Source organism: Limimaricola sp. (assembly GCF_016125575.1).
Classification (GTDB): domain Bacteria; phylum Pseudomonadota; class Alphaproteobacteria; order Rhodobacterales; family Rhodobacteraceae; genus WGLM01.
Genome location: NZ_WGLM01000004.1, coordinates 862,502 through 879,494, shown reverse-complemented (window position 1 = coordinate 879,494; position 16,993 = coordinate 862,502). Strand labels below are relative to the sequence as shown.

Sequence of the window (16,993 nt, the reverse complement as noted above, 5' to 3'; positions counted from 1 at the left end):
TTGCCGGAAATACTCCGGGGGGCGCGCAGCGCGCGCGGGGGCAGCGCCCCCTCCCCGGCCTCACCAATGCGGCGGCCGCTGGTCTGCCAGAGGAACCGTGCCGCCCGCATCGGCCTCACGGCCCGCTTCGCGCTCCATCAACAGGCCAAGCCGACGCGATAACACGGCCAGTTCGCGTTCCTGCCGGGCCACGATGTCGGACAGGTCCTCGACCATTGCGGTCAGGTGCGCGATGCGCTCTTCCAGCGCCACGCGGTCAGCGTCAGACATCCTCCACCTCCATCACCCCGGGCAGCGAGCGCAACGCGCCCCTGATCTCGCGCGTCACCGGGTATTCGCGGCCAAGGTCAATCTCGGTCTCGCCGGGCAGGGCCGGATCGATCAGGTTGAACAGGATTGGCCCGCGTCCGGCCCGTGGCGCGTCCTGCTGCGCGCGGTCAAGCAGCGCGGCGACCGGGCCCACCGCCTCGGCGCCCGAGATGAAGATGCGCAGGCCCGTCGCGCCCGCCTCGGCCACCACGGCGTCAGCCGCCGTTACACCCTGCGCCAGCAGCTTCAGCTGGTCGCCCTCCATCGTCGCGGTGACATTCAGCACGACCCTTGCACCGGGCTCCAGCAAATCGCGCGAGGCTTCCAGTACCTCGGAGAACACCGTCACTTCGTATTGCCCGGTCGGGTCCGACAGGGTGACGAAGGCATAGCGCGACCCGCGCGCCGACTTGCGCTCGTCCCGCCGGGCGACGCTGCCCGCGATCTTGCCGGCATAGCCGCCGCCCTGCGCACGGGCGGCGATCTCGTCGAGCGTCAGCACGCCCTTGCGCCGCAGCGCCGCCATGTCGTCATCCAGCGGATGGCCCGACAAGTAGAAGCCCACCGCGGCATGTTCGGCGGCCAGCCGCTCGGACGGCAGCCAGTCGGGTACGTTGGCCAGCCGCGGCTCGGGCAGATCCTCGCCCGCCTCGCCGAACAGGCTGACCTGCGCCGAGGCGCGCTGATCGTGCACCGCCGCCGAATAGGCCACCAGCGCATCGAGACTGTCGAAGACGCGCCGGCGGTTGCGGTCGAGCACGTCGAAGGCCCCGGCCCGCGCCAGCATCTCCAGCGGGCGCTTGCCCACCTTCTTCAGATCCACCCGCCGCGCGACGTCGAAAAGCGTGGTGAAGGGTTTGTCGCCGCGCCCGGCGACGATCAGCCTCATCGCCTCGACGCCCACGTTCTTCAGCGCGCCCAAGCCATAGACCAGCCGCCCCTCGACCACGTCGAAAGTCGCCTCGCTGCGGTTGACGCAGGGCGGCACCGTTTCCAGCTCCAGCCCCTTGCGCACTTCCTGGAAATAGCCGCCCAGCTTGTCGGTCAGGTGGATATCGCAGTTCATCACGCCTGCCATGAACTCGACCGGGTGATTGGCCTTGAGCCAGGCCGTCTGGTAACTGACCACGGCATAGGCGGCGGCGTGCGACTTGTTGAAGCCGTAGTTGGCGAATTTCTCCAGCAGGTCGAACACCTCGCTGGCCTTCTTCTTGTCCACCCCGTTGGCCATCGCGCCCGCCTCGAACTTGGGGCGTTCCTTGGCCATCTCCTCGGCAATCTTCTTGCCCATCGCGCGGCGCAGCAGGTCGGCGCCGCCAAGGCTGTAGCCCGCCATGACCTGCGCGATCTGCATCACCTGTTCCTGGTAGACGATGATGCCCTGCGTCTCGGCCAGGATATGGTCGATCGAGGGGTGGATGGATTGCAGTTCCTTCTGCCCGTTCTTGACCTCGCAATAGGTCGGGATGTTCTCCATCGGGCCGGGACGGTAGAGCGCCACCAGCGCCACGATGTCCTCGATGCAGGTGGGCTTCATCCGCTTGAGCGCGTCCATCATGCCCGAGCTTTCCACCTGGAACACCGCCGCCGTGCGCGCGCGAGAATAAAGCTCGTAAGTTTTGGCATCGTCCAGCGGGATCGCCCCGATGTCGTTCTCGGCCCCCTTGGGCGGGTCGTAAAGTTTCGTGCCGTCGGCCGCGACATGCAGAGGCCGGCCCGATTTCAGGATCAGCGCCACCGCGTTCTGGATCACCGTCAGCGTCTTGAGGCCCAGAAAGTCGAACTTCACCAGCCCCGCCGGTTCCACCCATTTCATGTTGAACTGCGTGGCCGGCATGTCCGACCGCGGGTCCTGGTAAAGCGGCACCAGCTCGTCCAGCGGCCGGTCGCCGATCACCACGCCCGCGGCATGGGTCGAGGCGTTGCGCAGCAGCCCCTCGATCTGCTGGGCGTAATCCAGCAGGCGGCCCACCACCTCTTCTTCCTTCGCAGCTTCGCGCAGCCGCGGCTCGTCGGCCAGCGCCTTTTCGATGCTGACCGGCTTGACCCCTTCATTCGGGATCATCTTCGAGATGCGGTCGACCTGGCCGTAGGGCATCTGCAGCACCCGACCCACGTCGCGCACCGCGGCCTTGGACAGCAGCGCGCCGAAGGTGATGATCTGGCCCACCCGGTCGCGCCCGTATTTCTCCTGCACGTAGCGGATCACCTCTTCGCGGCGGTCCATGCAGAAGTCGATGTCGAAGTCGGGCATCGACACCCGCTCGGGGTTGAGGAAGCGTTCGAACAGAAGGTTGTAGCGCAGCGGATCAAGGTCGGTGATGGTCAGCGCATAGGCCACAAGGCTGCCCGCACCCGAACCGCGGCCCGGCCCCACTGGGATGCCGTGGTCCTTGGCCCACTTGATGAAATCGGCCACGATCAGGAAGTAGCCGGGAAAGCCCATCTGCTCGATGATGCCCAGTTCGAAATCCAGCCGCTTTTCGTAATCCTCGACCGCGGCTGCATGGGGGATGACAGCCAGCCGCGCGGCCAGCCCCTCTCGCGCCTGCCGGCGCAACTCGCTGACCTCGTCATCGGCGAAACGCGGCAGGATCGGCGGGTGCTTGGACACCTTGAAGGCGCAGCGCCGCGCGATCTCGACGGTGTTTTCCAGCGCCTCGGGCAGATCGGCGAACAGCGTCGCCATTTCCGCCTGCGACTTGAAGTAGTGCTGGGGTGTCAGGCGGCGGCGCGGTTCCTGCTGGTCGACATAGGCGCCCTCGGCGATGCACATCAGCGCGTCGTGCGCCTCGAAGAGGTCGGCCTTGGGGAAATGCACGTCGTTGGTGGCGACCAGCGGCAGGTCCATCGCGTAGGCCATCTCGACATGGCCGCGTTCGGACAGACGCTCGGCCTCGGGCAGGCCGCCATCGCCGGGATGGCGCTGCAACTCGATATAAAGGCGGTCGGGGTAGATCGCCGCAAGGCGGCTGACCAGCGCCTGTGCCTGCGCCGCGTGGCCGGTCCGCAGCAGACGGCCCACCGGCCCGTCCGGCCCGCCGGTCAGGCAGATCAGCCCCGCGGCATGGGAGGCCAACTCGTCCAGCGTGACTTGCGGCAACTCCCCATGCGCGTCGAGATAGGCGCAGGAGTTCAGCTTCATCAGGTTGCGCCAGCCCGCCTCGGACTGCGCCAGCAGCACCACGGGCGCGGGCGCTTCGGGCCGTTTGCCGGGTTCCGCCGGCAGGTAGGCCAGGTCCAGCTGGCAGCCGATGATCGGCTGCACCCCCGCCTTCGAGGCGTATTCGGAAAACTCCAGCGCGCAGAACATCGCGTTCGTATCGGTGACTGCGACGGCGGGCATGCCCATGTCGGCGGCAAGACCGGCCAGTTTCTTGACCGGGACGGCACCCTGCAGCAGCGAATACTCGGTATGCACGCGCAGGTGGATGAATCGGGGCTGGGATGTCATGGCTCAGACCATAGCGGAGCCGCGCGCCCTGGCGCCAGTGGGCAGAGCCGGTCAACGTCGCATCTTTGCCTTTCTTCTGCGCAGGCGGAAACTGCTTCGCGCTTTCCATCAAAGCCGGGACTTGCCAGCGCGCGCAAAGGCCGCTTTTCTTGGGTCTGGCAATGACCCCCGGCATTCCGCCGCATCGGGCCGGGGCGAGGTGGGGCAAAGCCCCGCGCAACAGACAGCGGCCGGCACGTTGCATGACCGATATCGCGTTCATTCTTAATGGCGAGGAGATCCGCGTGGATGCCCCTCCCACGCGGACCCTGCTCGACTGGCTACGCGAGACGCGCGGGCTGACCGGCACGAAGGAGGGCTGCAACGAGGGCGATTGCGGCGCCTGCACCGTGCTTGTCACCGACGACAATGGCGTGCGCGCGCTCAACGCCTGCATCCTGCTGATGCCGCAACTGCACGGCAAGGCAGTGCGCACCGTCGAGGGGATTTCCGGCCCCGACGGCGCGCTGCACCCCGTGCAGGCAGCGATGTTGGAACATCACGGCAGCCAGTGCGGCTTTTGCACGCCGGGTTTCGTGGCCTCGCTGGCCGCCGGGCATTTGCAAGGGCGCACCGATCATGACGTGGTGCTGGCGGGCAACCTTTGCCGCTGCACCGGCTATGCCCCGATCATCCGCGCCGCGCAGGCCGCCGAGGCCGCCGAAGCGCCCGACTGGATGGACGAACCGCTCGACGGGTTCGATCCGGGGCCGGCCCCCTTCGCCCCCGAGACGGCAGATGACCTTGCGGCATGGTACCTGGCCAACCCCGACGCGACGCTGATCGCCGGGGCGACCGATGTGGGTCTCTGGATCACCAAGCAGCTGCGCGATCTGCCCAAGGTCGCCTTCCTCAACCGCTGCGCGGATCTCAAGGGCATCGAGATCGGCACCGACACGCTGCGCGTCGGCGCCGCCGTGACGATGACCGAGATGCTGGCCGTGCTGGAGGTCTATCACCCCAGCTATGCCACGATGGTGCGCCGCTACGGGTCGGAACAGGTGCGCAATGCCGCGACCGTGGGCGGCAACATCGCCAACGGCTCGCCCATCGGCGACAACCCGCCCGCGCTGATCGCGCTGGGCGCCACGCTGCACCTGCGCAAGGGCGATGCGCGGCGCGAGATGCCGCTGGAGGCGTTCTTTCTCGACTATGGCAAGCAGGACCGCGAAAGGGGCGAGTTCGTCGAGGCGGTCACGCTGCCGCTGCGCGCGCCTTCGCTGCGCTGCTACAAGCTGTCGAAGCGGTTCGATCAGGACATTTCCGCCGTCTGCGGCTGTTTCAACCTGACCATCGAGGACGGCAAGGTGACGGCCGCCCGCATCGCCTTCGGCGGCATGGCGGGCATCCCCAAACGCGCCGCGTCGGTGGAAGCCGCCCTTCTGGGACAGGCCTGGTCCGAGGCGACCGTCGCAGCCGCGCTGCCCGCCTTTGAGCAGGATTTCACGCCGCTGTCGGACATGCGCGCCAGTGCCGCCTACCGGCTGGAGGCCGCGAAAGGCATGCTGCGGCGCTACTACGCCGAGATGTCGGGACAACCGGCCGACCTGATGGAGGTGCGGGCATGAGCGTGGCCAAACCCCTGCCGCATGACAGCGGCGCGCTGCACGTCACGGGCCGGGCCCGCTACATCGACGATATCCCGACGCCGGCAGGCACGCTGCACCTGGCCTTCGGGCTCTCGACCATCGCGCGCGGCCGGATCACCGCGATGGACCTGTCGGCGGTGAAGGCCGCGCCGGGTGTCATGGCCGTGCTGACGGCCGAGGACCTGCCCTTTGCCAACGACGTATCGCCCTCGGCCCATGACGAACCGCTGCTGTCGGATGGCGCGGTGCACTACGTGGGCCAGCAGATCTTCATCGTCGTGGCGACCAGCCATTTGGCCGCCCGCAAGGCCGCGCGGCTGGGCCAGATCAGCTACGCCGAGGAAACGCCGATCCTGACAATCGACGAGGCGCTGGCCGCGAACAGCCGGTTCGAGGAAGGGCCGCGGATCTGGTCCAAGGGCGATGTCGACGCGGCGCTGGCTGCCGCCCCGCACCGCCTGCAAGGCGTGATCGAGATGGGCGGGCAGGAGCATTTCTACCTCGAAGGTCAGGCGGCGGTGGCGCTGCCGCAGGAGGGGGGCGACATGGTCGTCCATTCCTCGACCCAGCACCCGACCGAGATCCAGCACAAGGTGGCCGAGGCGCTGGGCCTGCCGATGCATGCCGTGCGCTGCGAGGTGCGGCGGATGGGCGGCGGGTTCGGCGGCAAGGAAAGCCAGGGCAATGCGCTGGCGGTGGCCTGTGCCGTGGCCGCGCGACTGACGGGCCGCCCCTGCAAGATGCGCTATGACCGCGACGACGACATGGTCATCACCGGCAAGCGGCACGATTTCCGCATCGCCTACGATGTGGGCTATGACGACGACGGGCGACTGCGGGGCGTGGCGTTCACCCAGTGGACGCGCTGCGGCTGGGCGCTGGACCTGTCGCTGCCGGTGGCGGACCGGGCGATGCTGCATGCCGACAATGCCTACCTGCTGCCTGCCACGCGCATCACCTCGCACCGGCTGAAGACCAACACGCAATCGGCCACCGCCTATCGCGGCTTCGGCGGGCCGCAGGGCGTGCTGGGGATCGAGCGGGTGATGGACCATGTGGCCCACGCCCTGGGCCGCGATCCGGTGGAGATCCGGCGGATCAACTATTATCGGGCGGCGGAAGGGGGGCTGTCTGCCCCCCGTCCCTCCGGGACTCCCCCCGAGGATATTTCCAAGGCAAAGGCAGGCAGCGCGACGAAGCTGTCGAGCGGGACGGGGCATGGCCAACGCTATGGAGGGCCGCATTCGCCCGAGGGGTTCCGGCCGCTGGCCAATACCACGCCCTACGGGATGGAGGTGACCGATTTCATCCTGCACGAGATGACGGAACGTTTGCTGGAGACCAGCGAATATGCCGCGCGCAAGGCGGCGATTGCCGCGTGGAACGCGCAAAGCCCGATCCTGAAGCGCGGCATCGGCTTTTCGCCGGTGAAGTTCGGGATCTCCTTCACGCTGACCCACCTCAACCAGGCGGGCGCGCTGGTGCATGTGTACCAGGACGGCTCGATCCACCTTAATCACGGTGGCACCGAGATGGGACAGGGCCTGTTCCAGAAGGTGGCGCAGGTGGCGGCGGCGCGGTTCGGGGTGGAAGTGGCGGCGGTCAAGATCACCGCGACCGATACCGGCAAGGTGCCCAATACCAGCGCCACCGCGGCCTCGTCCGGGTCGGACCTGAACGGGATGGCGGTGCAGGCGGCCTGCGACACGATCCGCGACCGGATGGCGGCGTTCCTGGCCGAACGCGCCCAGACCGACGCCGCATCGGTGCATTTTGCCGATCGCATGGTCCATGTCGGCGGCGAGAGCATGACCTTCGCCGAGGCGGCCGCGTTGGTCTACCAGAACCGCGTCAGCCTGTCGTCGACCGGGTTCTACCGCACGCCCGACATCACCTGGGACCGCATCAAGGGGCAGGGGCGGCCGTTCTACTACTTCGCCCACGGCGCCGCGGTGACCGAGGTGGTGATCGACACGCTGACCGGCGAGAACCGCATCCTGCGCACCGACATCCTGCATGATGCCGGCGCCAGCCTGAACCCCGCGCTGGACATCGGCCAGATCGAGGGCGGCTACGTGCAGGGCGCAGGCTGGCTGACGACCGAGGAACTGGTCTGGGACGACAAGGGGCGGCTGCGCACGCATGCGCCGTCGACCTACAAGATCCCGGCGGTGTCGGACCGGCCGCCGGTCTTCAACGTGGCGCTGTGGGATGCCGCCAACCCGGCCGAGACGGTCTACCGGTCCAAGGCGGTGGGCGAGCCGCCCTTCATGCTGGGCATCTCGGCTTTCCTCGCGCTGTCGGACGCGGTGGCGGCCTGCGGCGCGGCCTATCCGGCACTGGACGCGCCCGCGACGGCGGAACGGGTGCTGGCCGCCCTGGGCCGGGTGCGGGGATGACCTTCGACCTCTCCCGGCTGCGGGCGGCGGTGGCGGCGCGGGGCGCGGTGGCCCGCGTGCTGGTGCTGCGCACGGCCGGATCGGTACCGCGCGAGGCCGGGACCGAGATGCTGGTCTGGGGGGCGGACGAGGCTGGCGGGCACGACGGCACGATCGGCGGCGGACGGCTGGAGTTCGAGGCGGTGGCGGCGGCGCGTGGGGCGCTGGCGGGCGGGCCGGACCGCCAGGTCCGCACCATGCCGCTGGGGCCGGCGCTGGGCCAGTGCTGCGGCGGGTCGGTCACGCTGCTGATCGAACGGTTTGACATCGGCAGCCTGCCCGCCCTGCCCTTCGCCCGACCGCTGGAGGGGGCCGGCCCCATGCCTGCGGCGGTGGCGCGCCGGCTGGAAACCGCAGGCCCCGGCCCGGTCGAGGTGGCGGGTTGGGTCATCGAAGGGGCGACGCCGGCCGCGCGGCAGGTCTGGATCTGGGGCGCGGGCCATGTCGGCCGGGCGCTGGTGGGCGTGCTGGCGCCGCTGCCCGATGTCGCGCTGACATGGATCGACACCGGAACGGACCGCTTTCCCGACACCGTGCCGGAGGGGGTCGAGACCGTCACGGCGGCCGATCCCGCGCTGCTTGCGCGCCACGCGCCGCGCGATGCCGAACACCTGATCGTCACCTACAGCCACGAGATGGACCTTGCGCTTTGCCACGCGCTCTTGGGCCGGGGCTTTGCCGGCTGCGGGCTGATCGGGTCGGCCACGAAATGGGCGCGGTTCCGGTCGCGCCTGGCCGCGCTGGGCCATCGGCCCGAACAGATTGCCCGCATCGCCTGCCCGATCGGCGATCCGCGCCTGGGCAAGCACCCGCAGGCCATCGCGCTGGGCGTGGCGGTGGCGCTGATGCAGGGCTGGTCGGCCCGCGCGCCCGACCTCGCCGCCGGAGGGCCGCCCGGACCTTGATCCAGATCAAGGACGGATCATCAAAACATTTAGGTATACTGATGCATTCCGATGGGGGCGGCAGGCCCCCGATTGCAGCCGGGAGGGCAATGCATTGGCACATATCGTCATACTGGGGGCCGGGCTTGGCGGTTCCATCATGGCCTACGAACTGGCCGACCAGATCCGCAAGGAAGACAGGATTACCGTCGTCACCAAGGATCCCGTCTATCACTTCGTGCCGTCGAACCCCTGGGTTGCCGTCGGCTGGCGCGAGAAGTCGGACATCCAGATCGACCTTGCCAAGGTGATGAAGCGCAAGGGCATCGCCTTCAGGCCCGTCGCGGCCGAGAAAGTGAAGCCGGAGGAGAACCGCATCGACCTGGTCGACGGCACCTCGGTCGATTACGATTACCTCGTCATCGCGACGGGCCCGGAGCTGGCATTCGACGAGATCGAGGGGCTGGGACCGCATGGCGGCTTTACCCAGTCGGTCTGCCACGTCGATCACGCCGAAAGCGCGCATGACCGCTTCGAGGCGTTCTGCAAGGATCCCGGCCCCATCGTGGTGGGCGCGGTTCAGGGCGCGTCCTGCTTTGGCCCGGCCTACGAATTCCTGTTCATCCTGGAAACCGAACTGCGCCGCCGCAAGATCCGCGACAAGGTGCCGATGACCTTCGTCACCGCCGAACCCTATGTCGGGCACCTGGGCCTTGACGGCGTGGGCGATACCAAGGGCCTTCTGGAATCGGAACTGCGCGACAAGCACATTAAGTGGATGACCTCGTCCAAGGTGAAAAAGGTCGAGGACGGCAAGATGACGGTCGAGCAGATCGCCGACGACGGGTCGAGCCTTGGCGAGAAGGAATTGCCCTTCAAGTTCTCGATGATGCTGCCGGCCTTCCGGGGCATCAAGCCACTGATGGGCATCGACGGGCTATCGAACCCGCGCGGCTTCACCATCGTCGACAAGCACCAGCGCAACCCGAAATATCCCAACATCTTCGGGATCGGCGTCTGCATCGCGATTCCACCGACCGGCCCCACGCCGGTGCCCTGCGGTGTGCCCAAGACCGGTTTCATGATCGAATCGATGGTGACGGCGACAGCGCACAACATCGGCAACCTGCTGCGCGGCAAGGAGCCCGATCAGGTTGGCTCCTGGAACGCGGTCTGCCTTGCCGATTTCGGCGACAGCGGCATTGCCTTCGTCGCCCAGCCGCAGATCCCGCCGCGCAACGTCAACTGGTCGTCCTCGGGCAAGTGGGTGCACTTGGCCAAGATCGGCTTCGAGAAATACTTCATGCGCAAGATCCGCAAGGGCGAGTCCGAGCCCTATTACGAGAAGGCCGCGCTGAAGATGATGGGCATCGACAAGCTGAAAGAAGTGCAGAAGGGCTGAGTGGACGACCACGGCGCGCGGCGGCTTGCCTCTGCCGCCGCCCCGTCGCAGATTGCCGCCATGACAGACCTGCACACACCTGACGGCGCCCCCGTCTCACGCCTTGCCTTCGGCACGATGCAATTCGGCGGGCGGGCTGACGCGGTGGAAAGCCGCGCCATGTACGATGCCGCCCGCGCGGCCGGGATCAACCATTTCGACACCGCCGTGGGCTATACCGAGGGCGCGTCGGAACGCCTGCTGGGCGGGTTCGTGGCGACCGAGCGCGCCCATATCTACCTTGCCACCAAGGTGGGCTACATGGGCGGCTGCGGACGCGCCAACATCCGCGCGCAGTTCGACACCTGCCGGTCCCAGCTGGGCATGGACGCGGTCGACTTGCTGTACCTGCACCGCTGGGACGGCGACGCACCGCTGGAGGAAACGTTCGAGACGCTGGCCAAGATGCAGCAGGCCGGGCTGATCCGCCATATCGGCGTGTCGAACTGGGCCGCCTGGCAGGTGATGAAGGGGCAGGCCGTTTGCGCCCGGCTGGGCACGCGGATCGACGCGATCCAGCCGATGTACAACCTCGTCAAGCGGCAGGCAGAGGTAGAGCTTCTGCCGATGGCGATGGACCAGCAGATGGCGGTCATGCCCTATTCGCCGCTGGGCGGGGGCCTTTTGACCGGGAAATATGCCCGTGGCGAAACCGGCCGGCTCAGCGAGGACGACCGTTACGCCGCCCGCTACGCGCCTGCATGGATGCACGAGGCCGCCGCGGCGCTGGCGCAACTGGCCGAGGAGCTGGGCACCAGCCCCGCCACGCTGGCCGTGGCATGGGTGATGGGCCATTCCGCCCGGCCCAGCCCGCTGATCTCGGCCCGTTCAGTGGCGCAGTTGCGCCCCTCGCTCGCCGCCGCCGAAATCGAGATGACAGAGGCGCTTTACGCGCGCATCGCCGCCCTTTCGCCCGCGCCACCACCCGCGACCGACCGGCTGGAGGAAGCGTGAGCGACATCATCGTGATCGGTGGCGGCATTGCCGGCATCTCGGCCGGGGCGCGCCTGTCGCACCTGGGCCGGGTCACCGTGCTGGAGCGGGAATCCTCGCTGGCCTATCACGCCTCGGGCCGGTCGGCGGCGCTGTTCGAAGCGACCTATGGCAGCGACACCGTTGTCGCGCTGAACCGGGCCAGCGCTGACTATCACCAGCATGCCAATGGCGGCGTCACCAGCCCGCGCGGCACCATGCTGGTAGGCTCCGCCGCGCTGCAGGACAGCTTCGAGGCCGAGGTGCGCAAGACCGGGCTGCGGCGGCTGGACCCGGACGAGGCGCGCGCCCTTTTCCCCATCCTCAACGACGCCCACGCGCCCTTTGCCGCGCATGATCCCAAGGCATGGGACCTCGACACCGACCGGCTGATCCAGAACTTCGCGCGCGAGTTGCGGGACAATGGCGGGCAGATCGTGACCGGGGCCGAGGTGACGGCAATCCGCCGCACCGCCACCGGCTGGGACGTGACCACGCCCAAGGGCGATTTCGCAGGCGCGCTGCTGGTCAACGCGGCAGGCGCTTGGGTGGACAAAGTGGCCGGGCTGGCGGGCATTGCACCCATCGGGTTCACGCCGCTGCGCCGGTCGATGGCGCGCATCCCCGCGCCGGGCGGGCTGGATACCTCGCGCTGGCCGATGGTCTTCGGCGCGAATGACCTGTGGTATTGCAAGCCCGACGCCGGCGCGCTGATCGTCTCGCCCAGCGAAGAGGACCCTGCCGAGCCGCATGATGCCTGGCCCGACGACATGGTCCTGGCCGAAGGTCTGGCCCGCTACGAAGAGGCCGTAACAGAACCCGTCACCCGGCTTCTGGCCAGTTGGGCCGGGCTGCGCACCTTCGCGCCCGATCGGACGCTGGTGATCGGCCCCTCGCCCGAAGATGCAGGCTTTCTGTGGTTCGCGGGGCAAGGCGGGTATGGTTTCCAGACTGCGCCCGCCGCCAGCGCACTGCTGGCCGACATCGTGGCCGCCCGCCCGCCCGAGATCGGGGCCGAACTTGCCGGGGCGCTGTCGCCCACCCGTTTCGGCGCCTGAGCGATTGAAAGGCGGGCGCGCGACCCCCATGTCCGCCGCATGACTGATCCGGACACCCCTGACCAGACGCCCAATGCCCGCCCGGCCGAACGGCTGGACCGGCAGTTCGACGCGCTGGAGCGGGACATCCCCCGGCTGAGGCGGTTCATCCGCTACCTGCGCAGCAACCGCGCGCGGCCCGTGCGGGTGCCGCTGGGGCTACTGCTGATCTTCGGCGGCGTGTTCTCTTTCCTACCGGTCCTTGGCATCTGGATGCTGCCGTTGGGCCTGATGGTACTGGCGCTGGACCTGCCCTTCCTGCAGGGGCCGGTCGCCGCGCTGATGCTGCGCACGCGGCGCTTGGCCACGCGCTGGTCTCGCAAGTCGGGCCGCTAGGGCTCAGCCGTCGACACGGATCGAGGCGTTGGCCGGGTCGTAGGGGCTGTCCTCGACGATGGTCGCATCCCAAAGCTCGCGGAACATGCGCACCTTCAGCCTGGTTCCCACCTCGGCCAGGTCGGGGCGGACATAGCCCATCCCGATCGACTTGCCGAAGGCCACCGAATAGCCGCCCGAGGTCAGCCGCCCCACCCGTGTGCCGTCCTGTGCGAACAGCACTTCGCGCCCCCAGGGGTCGGCATCGGCCGGCCCGTCGATCAGCAGCGTCACGCATTTGCTGCGCAGGCCCTTGTCCAGCATCGCCTGCTTGCCGTGAAACTCTTTCGAGAGGTCCACGAAACGCGGCAGGTCGGCCTCGAGCGGGGTCGCGTCGCGGCCTAGCTCGGTGCCGAAGGCGCGGTAGGATTTCTCCTGCCGCAGCCAGTTCTGCGCGCGGGCGCCGACCAGTTTCATCCCCTGCGCCGCGCCTGCCTTTTCCAGCAGGTCGAAGAGGTAATTCTGCATCTCGATGGGGTGGTGCAGTTCCCAGCCCAGCTCGCCCGTATAGGCCACGCGGATCGCGTTGACCGGGCACATGCCCAGCTCGATCGGACGGGCCGACAGCCACGGGAAGCGTTTGTTCGACAGCGCCGTGTCGGGATCGGCATCGTTGATGACCGATTTCAGCACGTCGCGCGACTTCGGCCCGGCGATGGCAAAGACGCCCCATTGCGTGGTGACGTTCTGCACCTCGATCCGGCCGAATTCGGCCTCCTTGTCGGCCACGGCCTTGCGCAGGAAATCGGCATCGTAATCGGTCCAGGCCCCGGCGGAGACGAGGTAATACTCGTCCTCCTTCAGCCGGACGATGGTGTATTCGGTCCGCGTCGTGCCCGCCGCGGTCAGCGCATAGGTCAGGTTGATGCGGCCGACCTTGGGCAGCTTGTTGGTGGTGAACCAGTCGAGGAAGGCGGTTGCGCCGGGGCCTTTGACGATATGCTTGGTGAAGGCGGTCGCGTCGATCAGGCCGACGCCCTCGCGGGTCGCCTTGGCCTCCTCGACGGCGTACTGCCACCAGCCACCGCGGCGAAAGCTGCGGGCTGCGTGGTCGTCGAAGCCTTCGGGCGCGTAGTAGTTGGGCCGTTCCCAGCCATTGACCTGCCCGAATTGCGCGCCGCGCGCCTTCTGCCGGTCATAGGCGGGCGAGGTGCGCAGCGGGCGGGCCGCTCCGCGTTCCTCGTCGGGGTGGTGCAGGATGAAGACGTGGGAATAGCATTCCTCGTTCTTGCGCGAGGCGTATTCGGTCGTCATCCAGCTGCCGTAGCGCTTGGGGTCGAGGCTGGCCATGTCGATCTCGGCCTCGCCCTCGACCATCATCTGGGCGAGGTAATAGCCGGTGCCGCCCGCAGCGGTGATGCCGAAGGAAAAGCCCTCGGCCAGCCACATGTTGCGCAGGCCCGGCGCGGGGCCGACCAGCGGGTTGCCGTCGGGGGTATAGCAAATCGGACCGTTGAAATCGTCCTTCAGGCCAACAGGCTCGGACGACGGGATACGCTGGATGAAGGACATGTACTCCTCTTCGATCCGGTCCAGATCGAGCGGGAAGAGGTCGGCGCGGAAGCTGTCGGGCACGCCATGGGCAAAACGTGCCGGCGCGCCTTCCTCGTAGGGGCCAAGGATCCAGCCGCCGCGCTCCTCGCGCACGTACCATTTCGCATCGGCGTCGCGCAGAACGGGGTGCTGCGGGTGGTCCTTGCGCCACTCGACCAGGGCCGGGTCGGGCTCGGTCACGATGAACTGGTGCTCGACCGGGATCGCGGGCGACTTGATGCCCAAGAGCCGCGCGGTGCGCTGCGCGTGGTTGCCGGTGGCGGTCACGACATGCTCGGCATGAATGACGATCTGTTCGTCCGAGGGAACGAGGTTGCCGCCCTTCTCGACCATCTTCGAACAGGTCACTTCCCAGTGGTCGCCCTTCCACACATAGGCATCGGCCTGCCACTTGCGCTCGATCATCACGCCGCGCTGGCGCGCGCCCTTGGCCATCGCCATCGTCACGTCGGCGGGGTTGATGTAGCCGTCGGTGGGGTGAAAGATCGCGCCCAGCAGGTCATCGGTCCTGACCAGCGGCCAGCGGTCCTTGATGTCCTTGGCGGTCAGCCATTCGAAGGGCACGTCGCAGGTTTCGGCGGTCGTGGCATAGACCATGTATTCGTCCATGCGCGCCTGTGTCTGTGCCATGCGCAGGTTGCCGACCACGGCGAAACCGGCGTTCAGCCCCGTCTCGGCCTCCAGCGTCTTGTAAAAGTCGACCGAGTACTTGTGGATGTGGGTCGTGGCGTAGCTCATGTTGAAGAGCGGCAAGAGACCTGCCGCGTGCCATGTCGAGCCTGAGGTCAGCTCGTCGCGCTCCAGCAGCATCACGTCTGACCAGCCGGCGCGGGCGAGGTGATAGGCAATCGAGGTGCCGACGGCACCACCACCGACGACAAGGGCTTTGACATGGGTTTGCATCACTGACTCCGTTCCGCGCGACTCTCGCCGCAATCTGTCGCAAAGCCGGACGCAGAGCGAGAGCCAGCCGACCTGTGACGCGCCGAATGCGACGTTTCCACGCGCCGCGGACCGGTGCGGGAGGGGGGCTGTCTGCCCCCCTCTTGGCCTGACGGCCAATTCACCCCCCGAGGATATTTGCAAGGCAAAGGCAGCCCGGCTTGCCCCCCTTGGAACAGGCCATTACATCCTTGGGGCAAGGGGGGCGCCAATGCTGGTCTGTCGTGACATCGCCGGGATCCGGGCCGCGGTGGCGGCCTATCGCGCCGCGGGCGAGGATGTGGGGCTGGTCACCACGATGGGCGCGCTTCACGCCGGGCACATGGCGCTGGTGGCGGCCGCGAAGGCGGCGCGGGACAGGGTGGTTGCGACAATCTTCGTCAACCCCACGCAGTTCGGCAATGCTGTGGACCTTGAGAAATATCCACGCACAGAGGCCGCCGACCTGACCATGCTGGAGGCCGCAGGCGTGGACGCGGTGTTTATCCCGTCAGTCGAAGAGATGTACCCGCCCGGTGATGAAACCATCGTCGAGACGATCAAACTTGCCAACATGCTGCACGGGGTCGTGCGGCCCGGCCATTTCCGCGGCGTGGCCACCGTGGTGACGAAACTCTTCAACATCGTGCAGGCCGACGCGGCGTGGTTCGGTGAGAAGGATTATCAGCAGTTGCAGGTGATCCGCCGTATGGTGCGCGACCTGCACATGCCTATCACGATCCACGCCGTGCCCACGCTGCGTGAGGCCGACGGGCTGGCGATGTCGTCGCGTAACGTGCGATTATCGGCCGAAGACCGGCAGGCGGCGACGGTACTTCACCGCGCGCTGGAGCGGGCCGCGACGCTGGCCGCGGGCGGGGCCACGGTAGAGGACATGCGCGCCGGGATCGCGGCCGAGATCGGCGCCGAGCCGCGCGCGCGGCTCAAGGCGGTGGACATCGTCGCCGCCGATACGCTGGCCCCTGTCGCCGGTCCTCCGGACGGGCCACTTGCCATCATGCTGTCGGTCGCCTTCGGGCCGCCGGCGGCCGAAGTTCTGTTGATCGACCAGAGGGAGATCGGAAAATGAGTACCCAGACCCAGACCGTGCGCCGCACCACTGTGCCCCAGATCGCGCGGCGCAAGGGGGGCGAGCCGATTGTCTCGCTGACCTCCTATCACGCGCATACCGCGGCCATCGTCGACCGCTACGCCGATTTCATCCTGGTGGGCGACAGCCTGGGCATGGTGATGCACGGCATGGAATCGACCATCGGCGTGCCGCTTGACCTGATGATCATGCATGGCCGTGCGGTGGTGCGGGGCACCAAGAAGGCCCTGATCGTGGTCGACATGCCCTTCGGCAGTTACGAGGAAAGCCCCAACGTGGCCTTCCGCAACGCGGCGATCGTGATGAAGGAAACCGGCTGCGGCGCGATCAAGCTGGAAGGCGGCGCGCGCATGGCCGAAACCATCCGCTTCCTCGTCGAGCGCGGCATCCCGGTGATGGCGCATATCGGGCTGACGCCGCAATCGGTCAACGTGATGGGCGGCTTCAAGACGCAAGGCCGGCAGGAGGCCGAGTGGGAGCATCACCTTGCCGATGCCCGCGCCGTGGCCGAGGCAGGCGCCTTTGCCGTGGTGCTGGAGGGCATGGTCGAGCCGCTGGCCGCGAAGATCACCAAGATGATCGACATCCCCACCATCGGCATCGGCGCCAGCGCAGAGTGCGACGGGCAGATCCTGGTGCTGGAGGACATGCTGGGGCTGAACCCCTGGACACCGAAATTCGTCAAGGTCTACGGCGAGTTGGGGCCGATGATCGAGGATTCGGTCCGCCGCTATGCCGAGGAGGTGAAAGCGCGCACCTTCCCGACGGAAGAGCAGGTCTATCGCTGAGACCGCGCTTGACCGGGCGGG

At 67.8% G+C, this 16,993-nt stretch carries 12 protein-coding genes; 9 read left to right on the top strand and 3 right to left on the bottom strand.

Annotation, left to right across the window (positions count from 1 at the left end; genetic code table 11):
* Positions 1 to 60 precede the first annotated feature (60 nt).
* The gene (locus GC146_RS11180) at positions 61 to 270 is read right to left on the bottom strand and encodes a SlyX family protein (protein WP_291838222.1); all 210 of its coding nucleotides are present in this window, start codon (positions 268 to 270) and stop codon (positions 61 to 63) included.
* Positions 263 to 3,763, bottom strand: a complete 3,501-nt coding sequence (gene dnaE, locus GC146_RS11175; protein WP_291838219.1) for a DNA polymerase III subunit alpha — start codon at positions 3,761 to 3,763, stop codon at positions 263 to 265. The genes GC146_RS11180 and dnaE overlap by 8 nt, the downstream gene beginning before the upstream one ends.
* A gap of 242 nt (positions 3,764 to 4,005) precedes the next feature.
* Between dnaE and GC146_RS11170 the strand changes: the two genes are divergently transcribed.
* The 7 genes from GC146_RS11170 (at position 4,006) to GC146_RS11140 (ending at position 12,559) form a co-directional block, all read left to right on the top strand.
* Complete coding sequence (locus tag GC146_RS11170) at positions 4,006 to 5,370, top strand: xanthine dehydrogenase small subunit (protein ID WP_291838216.1); 1,365 nt, start codon at positions 4,006 to 4,008, stop codon at positions 5,368 to 5,370.
* Positions 5,367 to 7,790 carry a xanthine dehydrogenase molybdopterin binding subunit gene (gene xdhB / locus GC146_RS11165; RefSeq protein ID WP_291838213.1) on the top strand — a complete coding sequence of 808 codons (2,424 nt, stop codon included), beginning with the start codon at positions 5,367 to 5,369 and terminating at the stop codon, positions 7,788 to 7,790. Before GC146_RS11170 ends, xdhB begins: the two co-directional genes overlap by 4 nt.
* A complete protein-coding gene (xdhC, locus tag GC146_RS11160; RefSeq protein WP_291838210.1) occupies positions 7,787 to 8,734 on the top strand; it encodes a xanthine dehydrogenase accessory protein XdhC in 948 nt (315 codons plus the stop codon). Before xdhB ends, xdhC begins: the two co-directional genes overlap by 4 nt.
* A 94-nt stretch (positions 8,735 to 8,828) precedes the next feature.
* Positions 8,829 to 10,115, top strand: coding sequence for an FAD-dependent oxidoreductase (locus GC146_RS11155; RefSeq protein ID WP_291838208.1), 1,287 nt, complete (start codon positions 8,829 to 8,831; stop codon positions 10,113 to 10,115).
* A 60-nt stretch (positions 10,116 to 10,175) separates the two neighbouring features.
* A complete protein-coding gene (locus GC146_RS11150; protein WP_291838204.1) occupies positions 10,176 to 11,108 on the top strand; it encodes an aldo/keto reductase in 933 nt (310 codons plus the stop codon).
* A complete protein-coding gene (locus GC146_RS11145) occupies positions 11,105 to 12,184 on the top strand; it encodes an FAD-dependent oxidoreductase (protein WP_291838201.1) in 1,080 nt (359 codons plus the stop codon). The genes GC146_RS11150 and GC146_RS11145 overlap by 4 nt, the downstream gene beginning before the upstream one ends.
* 39 nt (positions 12,185 to 12,223) lie before the next feature.
* Positions 12,224 to 12,559 (top strand): tryptophan synthase subunit beta, encoded by a 336-nt coding sequence (locus GC146_RS11140; protein ID WP_291838198.1) that lies wholly within the window; start codon positions 12,224 to 12,226, stop codon positions 12,557 to 12,559.
* Between the two features lie 3 nt (positions 12,560 to 12,562).
* Here GC146_RS11140 and GC146_RS11135 read toward each other — a convergent pair whose 3' ends face one another.
* A complete protein-coding gene (locus GC146_RS11135) occupies positions 12,563 to 15,055 on the bottom strand; it encodes an FAD-dependent oxidoreductase (protein WP_291838194.1) in 2,493 nt (830 codons plus the stop codon).
* A gap of 250 nt (positions 15,056 to 15,305) precedes the next feature.
* Here GC146_RS11135 and panC point away from each other — a divergent pair, with 250 nt between their 5' ends.
* Both panC and panB read left to right on the top strand, forming a co-directional pair.
* Entirely contained in the window at positions 15,306 to 16,163 is an 858-nt protein-coding gene (gene panC / locus GC146_RS11130; protein ID WP_291838192.1) for a pantoate--beta-alanine ligase, read from the top strand.
* The gene (gene panB / locus GC146_RS11125) at positions 16,160 to 16,972 is read left to right on the top strand and encodes a 3-methyl-2-oxobutanoate hydroxymethyltransferase (protein ID WP_291838189.1); all 813 of its coding nucleotides are present in this window, start codon (positions 16,160 to 16,162) and stop codon (positions 16,970 to 16,972) included. Before panC ends, panB begins: the two co-directional genes overlap by 4 nt.
* Positions 16,973 to 16,993: the final 21 nt, after the last annotated feature.

Excerpts from the sequence above, each read along its gene's own strand:
- GC146_RS11180 (WP_291838222.1), bottom strand. The coding sequence starts at position 270 with ATGTCTGACGCTGACCGCGTGGCGCTGGAAGAGCGCATCGCGCACCTG.
- dnaE (WP_291838219.1), bottom strand. The coding sequence starts at position 3,763 with ATGACATCCCAGCCCCGATTCATCCACCTGCGCGTGCATACCGAGTAT.
- GC146_RS11170 (WP_291838216.1), top strand. The coding sequence starts at position 4,006 with ATGACCGATATCGCGTTCATTCTTAATGGCGAGGAGATCCGCGTGGAT.
- xdhB (WP_291838213.1), top strand. The coding sequence starts at position 5,367 with ATGAGCGTGGCCAAACCCCTGCCGCATGACAGCGGCGCGCTGCACGTC.
- xdhC (WP_291838210.1), top strand. The coding sequence starts at position 7,787 with ATGACCTTCGACCTCTCCCGGCTGCGGGCGGCGGTGGCGGCGCGGGGC.
- GC146_RS11150 (WP_291838204.1), top strand. The coding sequence starts at position 10,176 with ATGACAGACCTGCACACACCTGACGGCGCCCCCGTCTCACGCCTTGCC.
- GC146_RS11140 (WP_291838198.1), top strand. The coding sequence starts at position 12,224 with ATGACTGATCCGGACACCCCTGACCAGACGCCCAATGCCCGCCCGGCC.
- GC146_RS11135 (WP_291838194.1), bottom strand. The coding sequence starts at position 15,055 with ATGCAAACCCATGTCAAAGCCCTTGTCGTCGGTGGTGGTGCCGTCGGC.
- panC (WP_291838192.1), top strand. The coding sequence starts at position 15,306 with ATGCTGGTCTGTCGTGACATCGCCGGGATCCGGGCCGCGGTGGCGGCC.
- panB (WP_291838189.1), top strand. The coding sequence starts at position 16,160 with ATGAGTACCCAGACCCAGACCGTGCGCCGCACCACTGTGCCCCAGATC.